At 64.5% G+C, this 12,169-nt stretch carries 11 protein-coding genes; 3 read left to right on the forward strand and 8 right to left on the reverse strand.

Features of this window, described 5'->3' with window-relative positions:
* Positions 1 to 6 precede the first annotated feature (6 nt).
* The 7 genes from J2Z17_RS08345 to J2Z17_RS08375 form a co-directional block, all read right to left on the reverse strand.
* Complete coding sequence (locus J2Z17_RS08345) at positions 7 to 1,365, reverse strand: virulence factor family protein (protein ID WP_209943872.1); 1,359 nt, start codon at positions 1,363 to 1,365, stop codon at positions 7 to 9.
* Complete coding sequence (locus J2Z17_RS08350; protein WP_342454387.1) at positions 1,362 to 2,648, reverse strand: phosphatidylglycerol lysyltransferase domain-containing protein; 1,287 nt, start codon at positions 2,646 to 2,648, stop codon at positions 1,362 to 1,364. Before J2Z17_RS08350 ends, J2Z17_RS08345 begins: the two co-directional genes overlap by 4 nt.
* Before the next feature lie 200 nt (positions 2,649 to 2,848).
* Positions 2,849 to 3,895 carry a sulfate/molybdate ABC transporter ATP-binding protein gene (locus J2Z17_RS08355; protein ID WP_209943874.1) on the reverse strand — a complete coding sequence of 349 codons (1,047 nt, stop codon included), beginning with the start codon at positions 3,893 to 3,895 and terminating at the stop codon, positions 2,849 to 2,851.
* 31 nt (positions 3,896 to 3,926) lie between these two features.
* Positions 3,927 to 4,826: a sulfate ABC transporter permease subunit CysW gene (gene cysW, locus J2Z17_RS08360; protein ID WP_209943875.1), complete on the reverse strand. Its 900-nt coding sequence runs from the start codon at positions 4,824 to 4,826 to the stop codon at positions 3,927 to 3,929.
* Positions 4,816 to 5,670 (reverse strand): sulfate ABC transporter permease subunit CysT, encoded by an 855-nt coding sequence (gene cysT, locus J2Z17_RS08365; protein WP_209944317.1) that lies wholly within the window; start codon positions 5,668 to 5,670, stop codon positions 4,816 to 4,818. The genes cysW and cysT overlap by 11 nt, the downstream gene beginning before the upstream one ends.
* 83 nt (positions 5,671 to 5,753) lie before the next feature.
* Positions 5,754 to 6,776, reverse strand: coding sequence for a sulfate ABC transporter substrate-binding protein (locus tag J2Z17_RS08370; RefSeq protein WP_209943876.1), 1,023 nt, complete (start codon positions 6,774 to 6,776; stop codon positions 5,754 to 5,756).
* A 213-nt stretch (positions 6,777 to 6,989) separates the two neighbouring features.
* Complete coding sequence (locus J2Z17_RS08375; protein WP_209943877.1) at positions 6,990 to 7,427, reverse strand: RrF2 family transcriptional regulator; 438 nt, start codon at positions 7,425 to 7,427, stop codon at positions 6,990 to 6,992.
* 246 nt (positions 7,428 to 7,673) lie between these two features.
* Here J2Z17_RS08375 and J2Z17_RS08380 point away from each other — a divergent pair, with 246 nt between their 5' ends.
* From J2Z17_RS08380 to cysN, 3 genes are read left to right on the forward strand one after another with little or no spacing between them, the layout of a single operon-like run.
* Entirely contained in the window at positions 7,674 to 8,423 is a 750-nt protein-coding gene (locus J2Z17_RS08380) for a phosphoadenylyl-sulfate reductase (protein WP_209943878.1), read from the forward strand.
* A gap of 52 nt (positions 8,424 to 8,475) precedes the next feature.
* Entirely contained in the window at positions 8,476 to 9,435 is a 960-nt protein-coding gene (gene cysD / locus J2Z17_RS08385; protein WP_209943879.1) for a sulfate adenylyltransferase subunit CysD, read from the forward strand.
* A gap of 1 nt (position 9,436) precedes the next feature.
* A complete protein-coding gene (gene cysN / locus J2Z17_RS08390; protein WP_209943880.1) occupies positions 9,437 to 10,906 on the forward strand; it encodes a sulfate adenylyltransferase subunit CysN in 1,470 nt (489 codons plus the stop codon).
* Positions 10,907 to 11,007: 101 nt separating this feature from the next.
* Here the strand turns inward: cysN and J2Z17_RS08395 are convergent, their stop codons facing one another.
* Positions 11,008 to 12,045, reverse strand: coding sequence for a LacI family DNA-binding transcriptional regulator (locus tag J2Z17_RS08395; RefSeq protein WP_209943881.1), 1,038 nt, complete (start codon positions 12,043 to 12,045; stop codon positions 11,008 to 11,010).
* Between the last annotated feature and the right edge of the window lie 124 nt (positions 12,046 to 12,169).

Genomic DNA, 12,169 nt, shown 5'->3' on the forward strand with positions numbered 1-12,169 from the left:
GTCACCTCATCGCGGGCGCAGGCGGTCGAGTATGCGCTCGGCAATCAGGGCGTAATTGCCGTCGAAATGATGTCCGCCCGGGCGTTCGACCAGATCCATGCCATGTCTCTCCAGCGATGCAAGGCCAAGGCAGCCGCTTTGGAGTTCGGCCGCGCCATAGACGCATTGCAGTCTGTCCGGGCGGATCGCCAGCGCATCCTCGACCGGGTCGCCATGACGCCCGTCCCCGGCAAATCCGAGCCAGCCGCCGACCGAAATCTCGAAATCGGCCCGCCGTGACGGCGCCAGCAGCGACACCAGCGTGACCGCCTGCTTGTCCTGGTTCGAAAGCCGGCCATAGGTGGCGGGCAGGATGTCGGCGCCGAAGGAATAGCCAATGAGCGCCACCCGCGAGACGCCGAAGCGGGCGCGGTAGACGGCGATGATGTCGGACAGGTCGGCGGCCGTCTCGCCCGGGGTCTTTTGGCTCCAGAAATAGCGCAGGGCGTCGATGCCGATCACCGGCACACCGCCCTGTTGCAGGGACAGGCCGAGCTTGCGGTCGATGTCGCGCCAGCCCCCATCGCCGGAATAGACGATCGCCATGGTGTCGAAGCGGGGCCTGGCGACCAGTTCGACCAGCGGCAAATCGAGCGGGGCCGTCCGGGCCGCCTGCCGCGCCATCAGGGCGACGCCGTGATAGGCCAAGGCCGCATCGGCGCCGTCGCTCGCCTGCGCGATCGCAACGGCCGGGTGGCTTTTCTTCAGACGCTTTGCATGGCGCGCTGCGGCCGGCGTTGCCGCCTTTGACAGGATCACGGTCACCGGATCGGGCAGCGCGCCTTTCGTCAGGCCATAGACCCGGCCGCCATCGACCTTCTGTTTCATGGCCGGCGTGCAAAGCGGCTTTTCAAGCGGAACGATCTCGCCGGGATCGGCGGCAAGCGTGGCCGAAATCGTCGAGACGGGTGTCTGGGCGGCAATCGCCAGCGCCAGCGTGCCGCCTTCCTCCAGGCCGGCGACGACCGGCGGATGATAGGCCGCAAGGCCGAAACGACGGTGGATCTGGCGTGCCAGTCGCTCGATGTCGGACACCAGATAATGACAGTCGCGGGTCTCGCGCGCGATCGCCGCATAATATTTCGGCAGATCGACACCGACGACGATGGCGCCCTGTCGCGTCCAGCGCCCGGCAATCATCGTCTCGCGCGCCGTCCAGCCGGCGCCGGACGACAGCAGGATGATGACGGAAGATGCCGCCGAGGTGCCTGGTGCAATGATCCGGTCGGTCGGCAGACTGACGGTATCGTAGAGCCTGGGCGCAGGCATGGGCGACACCGACGCGAAGGTGACGGCCGCCAGGGCCGCAAGCGACAGGAATTTCATCGCCGCAGCAGCCCCTTGAAGCCTCCCCCGATCAGAAGCGTCACGTCCAGCAGCGACACCAGCGGCAGGCCGCCGCCCGGCACCGCCAGATAGCGCGGCCGCCATTCCGGATCGAATTTCGACTTGAAGGCCATCACGCCGCGGAAATTGTAGAACCGTTCGCCGCGCTCGAAGACCTTGTTGCCGAGGTGGTTCCACAACGGCGCACGACGATGGGTGGAAAGACCGGCAAGCGGTGCCATGCCGAGATTGAGGCTGCGCAGGCCGCGCTCCTTCAAATGCTCCATGATCCTGACGAACAGCAGGTCCATCATGCCGCGATGGACGCCCGGCAGATGCCGCATCAGGTCGATGAAGGCATCGCCGCCGGATGCGGTTGTCAGCACGCTGGCAAAGGCGACGATCCGGCCCTCCAGCCGGACGATGGCGACGGGCTCGGAGGCGACATAGTCCCTCTTGAAGGTCCCGAGCGAAAAGCCCTTTTCGCCCGCGTTATGGCCCGCAAGCCAGGCATCGGACACCTCGGAGAGTTCATCGAGCACGGCCGGCACCGCCTGCGGCTCCAGCATGTCGAAGACCAGACCGTCGCGCTCCGCCCGGTTGATCGAGCGGCGCAGCTTCAGCCAGTCGCCGCCGGCAAGGCTGAAGGAGGTCAGATCGACCACCGCCTGCTCCCCGAGCTTGTAGGCCTTGAGACCGGTTTCGACCGCGATCGGCAGGAAGTCCGGCGTCACCTGATAAAAGACCGGGCGACAGCCGAGCCTTCGCGCCTCGCCCATGAACTTGACAACCAGGGCTGAGAGCGCCTCGCGCGCGCCGACCGGATCGAACAGCGCCACCATCGAGCGGCCGCGGCGCGCATACATGATGAAGGCCGAGCCGCAATCGGAAAACATCAGCTTCTTGTCGCCGAGCCGCACCAGACCGGCCGCCGCATTCGGCTGGCGCCCGAGGATCTCCACGGCGCGGGCCATGTCGTCGTAAGACGGTTCGTCGGGGCGGCGATAGGGCGTGAAGCCGGTGCGGCCGAAGGCGAGCCCGCCAAGCGCTGCGAAAATCGACTGCAGGCCGCCATCGCTACCCGGCAACCCCAATATCCAGGAAGCGGTCACGTCCCAGTCTCCGGGCGAGAACAGCGCGCCCAGCAGCCAGAGATAAAAGGCTGCAAGTGCGCTGACCGCCGCCATGAGCGCCAGCGCGATGCCGGCGATCACAGCCAGTCGGGCAGCCGGTATGCCGCCGCCTGCCGAGGTTGGTCCCTTGATGTCCTGAAATTCGTGCACAGCTGCCGATCCCGCCATAATTGTCTTGCCCTACTCCAAACGCGACGTAATTGTATTAGATATCACGCATGTGCGAAGCTTGTGCACGCCTCTTCGCAAGCACTTTGCAATATGGTTTCCAAAATGATGTCACCGGAATGCCGCAGCCCCGGCCCCGTGATGGGAACCCGGCTGCCCTGGGCGGAATCACTGTGCCAGAACTATCGGATATCCTGCTGAAACAGCTGGGTGATCGTCGGACGGAAGGAGAGCGGCGCGCCCTGCCTCACCTCGACCGACAGCGGCACCTCGATCTCGACGGAATGGCTGAGATTGCCGGATATGTCGATCTCGGCGATGCGGGTGCCGGCCAGCCGGCGCACCGCAATCACCTTGCCGGTAATCGCCCTCTCGGAACCCTCCGCCATTTCCACGTCCTGCGGGCGGAAGAACAGCGTTGCCTGACCATGCGGCGCGGCCCCGGCAAGCGCAATCGGACGGTTGTCGTAATAGATGTCGCTGTCGCGCACCGTCACCGGCACGCTGGAGGACTCGCCGATGAAGGAAAACACGAAGGGCGAGTTCGGCCGGTCATAGACTTCGTCGGCGGAGCCCACCTGCTCGATCCTGCCCTTGTTCATCACCACCACGCGGTCGGCCAGTTCCAGCGCCTCTTCCTGGTCGTGGGTGACGAAGAAGGTCGTGTGGCCGGTCTGCTGGTGCACGTCCTTCAACCATCGGCGCAACTCCTTGCGCACCTTGGCGTCGAGCGCGCCGAAGGGCTCGTCGAGCAGCAGCACGGTCGGTTCGATCGCCAGTGCGCGCGCCAGCGCCACCCGCTGGCGCTGGCCACCCGAAAGCTGGCTCGGATAGCGACGCTCCATGCCGGTCAGTTGCACCATGTCGATCAGATGCTCGACGCGACGACGGATCTCCGCCGGCGAAGGCCGCGTCTCGCTCGGCCGCATCTTCAGGCCGAAGGCGATATTGTCCTCGACCCGCATGTTGCGAAACAGCGCATAGTGCTGGAAGACGAAGCCGACATGGCGCTCCTGCACGCTTCTGTACGAGGCATCCTGGCTGCCGAAGAAGATCTGGCCGGAGGTCGGTTGTTCCAGTCCGGCAATCAGCCTGAGCAGCGTCGTCTTGCCCGAGCCGGAAGGGCCGAGCAGCGCGATCAGCTCGCCGGTCCCGACATTCAGCGAGACATCGTCGAGGGCGGGAAAGGCACCGAAGTCCTTGCAGATATGCTTGATCGTGACGTCCATGGTATCGGCTCCTTGCATCAAGGCTTGCGGGTCAGTGCTTGCGGGCGGCGGCGAGCTCATCGCCGTAATGCAGTTCGAGAAGGGTTTTCAGCACCAGCGTGACGAGGGCCAGGGCCGCCAGCAGGGTCGAGACGGCGAAGGCGCCGACGAAGTCGTATTCGTTGTAAAGCGCCTCGATATGCAGCGGCATGGTTTCGGTGAGGCCGCGCACATGACCCGAGACCACCGAGACGGCGCCGAATTCGCCCATGGCGCGGGCATTGCACAGCAGCACGCCGTAGAGCAGGCCCCACTTGATGTTCGGCAGCGTGACGTAGCGAAAGGTCTGCCAGCCGGTGGCACCGAGCGACAGCGCCGCCTCCTCGTCGCCGGTACCCTGCTGCTCCATCAGCGGTATCAGCTCGCGCGCGATGAAGGGAAATGTGACGAAGACGGTGGCGAGCACGATGCCCGGCAGCGCGAAGATCACCTCGATGCCCTGGCCCTTCAGCCAGGGGCCCACAAGACTTTGCGACCCGAACAGCAGCACCCAGACCAGACCGGAGATCACCGGCGACACCGAGAACGGCAGGTCGATCAGGGTTATCAGGAAGGTGCGTCCGCGAAACGCGAACTTGGCGATCGTCCAGGCAGCGGCAATGCCGAAGACGAGATTGAGCGGTACGGAGATCGCGGCAATCGTCAGCGTCAGGCGGATCGCGGCCAGCGCATCCGGTTCGCTCAACGCCTCGAGGAACGGGCCCACCCCCTTGCGGAAGGCTTCGGCAAAGACCGCGACCAGCGGCACCACGACCACGAGACCGAGAAACAGCGTGGCGATTACGATCAGCACCAGGCGTACCAGACGCGGTTCATGCGCCACCTCCTGCAGCGGCGGGCGAGCCTGGGGGCGGACCGGAACGACGGCCGGCAGGGCGATATCAGCGGACATCGGCATATCTCCTTCGGCTCCACACCTGCAACAGGTTGATGACCAGCAGCATGACGAAGGCAATCAGCAGCATCAGGCTGGCGATCGCGGTGGCACCGGCATAGTTGAATTCTTCCAGCCGGATGACGATCAGCAGCGGTGCGATCTCCGACTTGAACGGGATATTGCCGGCGATGAAGATCACCGAACCGTATTCGCTGACGGCGCGGGCAAAGGCGAGCGCGAAGCCGGTCAGCACGGAGGGCAGCAGCATCGGCAGAACGACATGGACGAGGCTCTGGAAACGGCTGGCGCCGAGCGTGGCGGCCGCCTCCTCCACCTCCCGGTCGAGCTCCTCCATCACCGGCTGCACGGTGCGCACGACGAAAGGCAGGCCGACGAAAACAAGGGCGACGACGATGCCGAGCGGCGTGAAGGCGATCTTGATGCCGAGGGGTGCGAAGATCTGGCCGATCCAGCCCTTCGAGGCATAGAGCGAGGCAAGCGCAATGCCGGCAACGGCGGTTGGCAGGGCAAAGGGCAGATCGACGATCGCATCGAGCAGGCGCCGTCCGGGAAACCGGTAACGGACCAGAACCCAGGCGGTCAGCACGCCGAATACGGTGTTGATCGCGGCGGCCATCAGCGCCGAGCCGAAGCTGATCTGCAGCGCCTTTTGCGTGCGCGGATCGGAGGCGATGGCGAGAAACTCGGACAGCCCGAGGCTCGATGTCCGCCAGACGAGGGCGCCGAGCGGGATCAGGATGATCACCGTCAGATAAAAGAGAGTGTAACCGAAGGCCAGGCCGAAGCCCGGAATGATCCCCGGCTTGCGCCAGGGGGTCGTCAGCAATCCGCTCACCATAGGCAATCAGCCCTTCCTGTCAGGTTGGTTGCAGGCCGGAGCCGCCGGTGTCCCGGCGGATCCGCATGGCGTCAAGGGCGGCCCTAAAGGCCGGGCTTGTAGATCTGGTCGAAGACGCCGCCGTCGGCGAAGTGGGTCGGCTGCGCCTTGGCCCAGCCGCCGAACAGCGGGTCGTCGATGCTGACCAGATCGAGCTTGGGCAGTTTCGGCACGTCGCCTTGAACGAGATCCGGCCGCGACGGGCGATAATAGTGCTTAGCCGCCAGCGTCTGCCCTTCCGGCGAGTAGAGGTAGTCGAGATAGGCCTCGGCCACCTTGCGCGTCCCCTTCTCGTCGACATTGGCGTCGACGACCGCCACCGGCGGTTCGGCCAGGATCGACATCGAGGGCACGACGATGTCGAAGGCGTCCTCGCCGAATTCTTCGCTGGCGAGATAGGCCTCGTTTTCCCAGGCGAGCAGCACGTCACCGATCTCGCGCTGGGCAAAGCTGATCGTCGCCCCACGGGCACCGGTGTCGAGCACGGGCGCGCGCTTGTAGAGATCGGCGACATATTGCCGGATCTTGCCCTCGTCGCCGCCATACTGCTTGCTGGCCCAGGCCCAGGCGGCCAGATAGTTCCAGCGTGCACCGCCCGAGGTCTTCGGGTTGGGGGTGACGATCTGCACGTCGCCCTTCACCAGGTCACCCCAGTCGTGGATGCCCTTCGGATTGCCCTTGCGCACCAGGAAGACGATCGTCGAGGTATAAGGGGCGGAATTGTTCGGCAGGTGCTTGCGCCAGTCGGGCGCGATCTTGCCGGTCGCCTTGGCGATCGCGTCGATATCGCTTTCCAGCGCCAGCGTCACGACATCGGCGTCGAGCCCGTCGATCACCGAGCGGGCCTGCTTGCCGGAGCCGCCATGCGACTGCTGGATGGTCACCTCATCGCCGCCCTGGCCCTTCCAGTACTTGACGAAGGCGGCGTTGAAGTCCTCGTAGAACTCGCGTGTCGGATCGTAGGACACATTCAGCAGCCGCGTCTCGGCGAAGGCGGGGGTGAAGGTCCCTGTCGTCAGCGACAGGCCGATCAGGAAATTTCCCAGATACTTGCAGAACCCATTCATGCAACTTCTCCTCTATTTCCGTTGACAACTAAACCCTACCTACTGGGTCGAGTTAGTCAAGATAAGCCGGAAAATAGCAAAATGGTTCCCGCCGGCGCCGCGCGGCACGCAAAAAACCGGCAGCAGCCGGACAGCCGAAGCGATGGATCGACCGGGAAAACGGGAAACGGAGAAAAGTTCGCGTCGGCCGCAAAGGACCGTCCGAGGCTGCCCTCAGGCGTCTTCCTCGACGGGCGCGTCCTGGGACAGCGCATCGGCGATGGTGGTGGTGAGCAGCACCTGGCGGGTCGACTGGGCGACCTTGTGGAAGACGCGGCGGATCTCGCACATCTGTTCGCCGTCGCAGTCGTCGCAGCGGCGATACGCGGTCTCGGACAGACAGGACAGCGGCGCCATCGGCCCGTCCATGACACGCAGCACTTCGCCGTAGCTGATGTCGGAGGCCGATTTCAAGAGCTGGTAGCCGCCGGCCTTGCCCCGGCGCGAGACGACGAAGCCCTGCCGCTTCAGCTCCAGCAGGATCTGTTCGAGAAACTTCTTCGGGATGCGCTGCTGCCTTGCGATCTCCGACGTCAGCACCGGCTGGTCCGGCTCTGCCCGTGCCAGGACCGAGAGGGCTCGAAATGCATATTTTGCCTTTTGGGAGATCATTGCGATTTCATGCGCCTGCGAAAGGGAGAAAGCCAGTTCCAATATCGGGCTTACGCGAAATTCCCGGTAAACTCAAACCACAACCGGAAGATAGGTTACTGCAATGCGGAGCACCTTTTCCGCAGGATCGAAAGCAGCAGAGAGATATTTGCTCCGCCACGGGAGAAATCGAAACGGGTTTTCCTGTCTCTTCTTCGCAACCGCTGAAATAATCGGCCACGCTCTGAATGAAGGAGGATATGGCCGATGACGTTTCATTCCCGCCAGGACACCGCAGCAGCCCTCGACGCACAGCTTGGCGAACTCGACCTTGCCGGACGTCTGGCGCTGGTGGCCGGGCTTTCCGGCCGCGCCGTGTTCACCACTTCGCTCGGCATCGAGGACCAGGTGATCACCGCCGCCATCGGTCTCGACCGGCTCGACATCGAGGTGTCGACGCTGGAGACCGGCCGTCTCTTCCAGGAGACCGTCGACCTGATCGGCGAGACGGAAGAGCGTTTCGGCCTCGCGATCCGGCGGTTCCGCCCCGATCCGGCCGACGTCGAGGACTTCGCCGCGAAATACGGGATCAACGGCTTTTACGAAAGCGTCGAAGCCCGCCATGCCTGCTGTCATGTGCGCAAGATCGTTCCCCTCGGCAAGGCGCTGGAAGGTGCCTCCGTCTGGGTCACGGGCTTGCGCCGCTCGCAGTCGGGCAACCGCGCCAATACGCCGTTCGCCGAGTATGACGCCGAGCGCAACCTGATCAAGGTCAACCCGCTGGCCGACTGGTCGATCGACGACATCAACGCCTTTGTCGAGGCTGAGAGCGTGCCGATCAACCCGCTGCATGCGCGCGGCTACCCGTCGATCGGCTGCGAACCCTGCACCCGCGCCATCAAGCCGGGCGAGCCCGAACGGGCCGGCCGCTGGTGGTGGGAAAACGACGAAAAGCGCGAATGCGGCCTGCACGTGCCGGACGCGGCCATCCCCTCGCTCAATTCCAGTTCGCTTTAAGGCGGCAGTCAGTCCCTGCACCGCCGGACCGCCCACAGTACGGAAGTTTCTCATGTATCACAGTCACCAGTCGGAATTCGATCCGCATTCCACCGACGCCAAGAGCAAGTCTCCGCTCGATCCCCATCTGAAGGCCCTCGAAAACGAAGCGATCCACATCTTCCGGGAAGTGGCGGCCGAGTTCGAGACACCGGTGATGCTCTATTCGATCGGCAAGGATTCGTCCGTTCTGCTGCATCTGGCGCGCAAGGCCTTCTATCCCGGCCGCATCCCCTTCCCGCTGCTGCATATCGACACCGGCTGGAAGTTTGCCGAGATGATCGCCTTTCGCGACGAGATGGCGCGGCGTTTCGATCTCGACCTCGTGGTCCACACCAATCCGCGCGGCAAGGCGGAGAACATCACGCCGTTTACCCACGGCTCGGCACTCTACACCGACATCATGAAGACCGAGGCCCTGCGCCAGGCGCTCGATGCCGGCCAGTATGACGCGGCCTTCGGCGGCGCGCGCCGCGACGAGGAGGCGAGCCGCGCCAAGGAACGCATCTATTCGTTCCGCACGCCCGATCACAAATGGGACCCGCGCAACCAGCGCCCGGAACTGTGGAACCTCTATAACGGGATGATCCGCAAGGGTGAGAGCGTGCGCGCCTTTCCCCTGTCGAACTGGACCGAGGTCGATATCTGGCGCTACATCCAGGCCGAGGATATCCCTTTGCCGCCGCTCTACTATGCCAAGAACCGCAAATTCGTCGATCGCGACGGCATGCTGGTCTGGGCCGAGGATCCGCGCTTCGAACCCCTGCCCGACGAGCAGATCCAGGAGGGCATGATCCGCTTCCGCACGCTCGGCTGCTGGCCGCTGACCGGGGCGATCAAATCCACCGCCACCACCCTCGACGAGGTCATCGCCGAGCTTGAAATCGCCACCGTCTCCGAACGCCAGGGCCGCGCCATCGACCGCGACCAAGCGGGATCGATGGAAAAGAAGAAACGCGAAGGATATTTCTGAGATGACCGTCGCCAACACACTCAGGGCCGAAGTGCCCGAAACCCAAGTCCAGCCGATCGTGCGGGATTCGCGCCCGTTGCGGCTGATCACCTGCGGCTCCGTCGACGACGGCAAGTCCACCCTGATCGGCCGCCTGCTCTGGGACACCAAGGCGGTCAAGGAAGACCAGGCCGCCGCCCTCAACCGCGACTCGTCCAAGCAGAACGATCTCGGCCTGCCCGACTTCGCCCTTTTGCTCGACGGCCTGCAGGCCGAGCGCGAACAGGGCATCACCATCGATGTCGCCTATCGCTATTTCGCCTCGGAAAAGCGCTCCTTCATCGTCGCCGACACCCCCGGCCATGAGCAGTATACCCGCAACATGGCAACCGGCGCCTCGACCGCCGATCTTGCGGTGCTGCTGGTCGATGCGCGCACCGGGCTCTTGGAACAGACGCGCCGCCATGCAACCATCGCCTCGCTGATGGGCATCAAGCAATTCGTGCTGGCGGTCAACAAGTTCGACCTGGTCGGCTATGACAAGGTGGTGTTCGACCAGATCTCCCACGACTTCAAGGCGCTCGCCCTGTCGCTCGGCGTGCGCCAGGTGACCGCGATCCCGATGTCGGCGCTGAAGGGCGAAAACGTCGTCTATCGCGGCACCGCCGTGATGGGCTGGTATGACGGCCCGACGCTGGTCGAAGCGCTTGAGCTTGCCACCCAGCGGTCCAACCAGACGACCGGCTTCCGCCTGCCGGTGCAGCGCGTGTCGCGCCCGGGCGAAAGCTTCCGCGGATACCAGGGCACGGTTTCGGGCGGTTCGGTCAAGCCGGGCGACAGCGTCGCCATCCTGCCATCCGGTCAGATCGCCAACGTCAAGCAGATCGTCACCTTCGACCTGGTGCGCAACGCCGCCGTCTCGGGTGATGCGATCACCCTGGTGCTTGACCGTCAGGTCGACGTGTCGCGCGGCGACGTGATCGTTTCGGTCGATGCGCAGCCGCAGACCGGTCTTGCCTTCGACGCCCAGCTCGTTGCCCTGCAGCAGGACGGCATCCAGCCGAACAAGCGCTACTGGCTGAAGTCCGGCGCCCGTCGCCAGCGCGTGCAGGTGCAGCCGGTCACCCAGCTCGATCTCCATTCGGGCAAGTGGAACCCGGCCGAAAGCCTGGCGATGAACGCGATCGGCAAGGTGCATCTGGCCTTCGACGAGACCGCGATCTTCGATCCCTACGAGCAGAACCGCGTCACCGGCGCCTTCATCCTGATCGACCCCGACACCAACAACACGGTGGCCGGCGGCATGATTACGGCCAAGCGCACGGAAATCGGCGGGCTGAACGCCGGCGAAGCGCGCGTCCTCGTCTCGCTGCCGGCCGATCTTGCCGACCAGCTGATGGCGACCGAACTGATGGCCAATCGTCGCGACGAGGTCGAGATCCGCCGCACCACGGCCGCCAAGGCGCAGGACCTGCTGGGCGGACTCGACTGAGCCCAAAGCGCGTCCAGTCGGAAAATCGAAAAGCCGGTCGGGGCTGCGCCTCGACCGGTTTTTTCCTGTCGGCCTGACATTCGCCTGACCTTCCCCCTGCCCTACCGGTCTGCGACCTTCACGGTGGATCCCCGGGGCATCAGCTCGTATTCCATCTCGGTGGTCATGGGGCCGTCATAGCGGCCCTGATGAGCACGCAGCAGCATGTCGGCGGCCTTGTAGCCGATGTCGAAGCGCGGCAGGCGGATGGTGGTCAGCGGCGGCACGCTGACCCTGGAAAATTCCAGATCGTTGAAACCGCAAATGCCGATCTCCTCCGGGACCCGCAGGCCGCGACGCTGGCTTTCGAACACCGCCCCGAGCGCCAGTTCGTCGCTCTGGCACAGCACCGCGTCGACGGGGCCGACACGATTAAGCAAGGATGCCAGCATTTCGCCGCCGGACTGCACGGTAAAGCCCCCCGAGGCATCCTCGATCAGCGCGGGATCATAACAACCTGCCCGTTCCAGCTCGCTGCGGTAGCCGTAATGCCGCCGTTCGCCGCGCGTGCCGTAGAAACGCCCGAGCACGCCGATGCGCCTGTAGCCGCAATCCAGCAGATGCCGTGTCGCGGTGGCGCCCGCCTTGGCGTGATCGATGCCGATCGCCATGTCGAACACGTCGAGGCTGATGTCCTGCACCTGCACGACCGGGCAGCCCAGGCGCCGCATCAGCTCCCTGTTGTCCATTTCGCCCGCGACATTGGCGATGATCAAGCCCACCGGCCGCTGGCCGGCGAGCAGCTTCAGGTGACGGGCTTCCGCCTCCTGGCTCATCCGCGAATTGGCATAATGCAGGCTGAAATCGCTGTCTTCGATCCGCGCCTCGATCCCATGCATCACCTCGGCGAACAGATAGCTCGTCATCGACGGGACGAGGACGGTGATCAGGCTCGAATTGCGGCTGGCGAGCGAGCGGGCGGCAAGGTCCGGCACATAGCCCAGACTGTCGACGCATTTCAGCACCTTCTCGCGCACCTCCGGAGAGACGATATCGGGATTGCGCAGGGTGCGGGACACCGTGATAGCGCTAACACCAGCAGCCCGAGCAACATCGTTCAGAGTAACTCTCTCTGCGTGTCCGTTCCGTCTTTTCCGCATGCTGAAATTACCACTCCTGACCTGGGTCGTGACCGGCCGTGCGATGGGCAGCCGGGGCGTGATCGTTCAATCGGCCCCGGCATGCAGGCACGTGAAGCGGCCTGTCTGACGATACGTCACTTAT

It is taken from the genome of Heterorhizobium halophytocola, assembly GCF_017873095.1.
In the GTDB taxonomy this organism is placed as follows: Bacteria; Pseudomonadota; Alphaproteobacteria; order Rhizobiales; family Rhizobiaceae; genus Allorhizobium; species Allorhizobium halophytocola.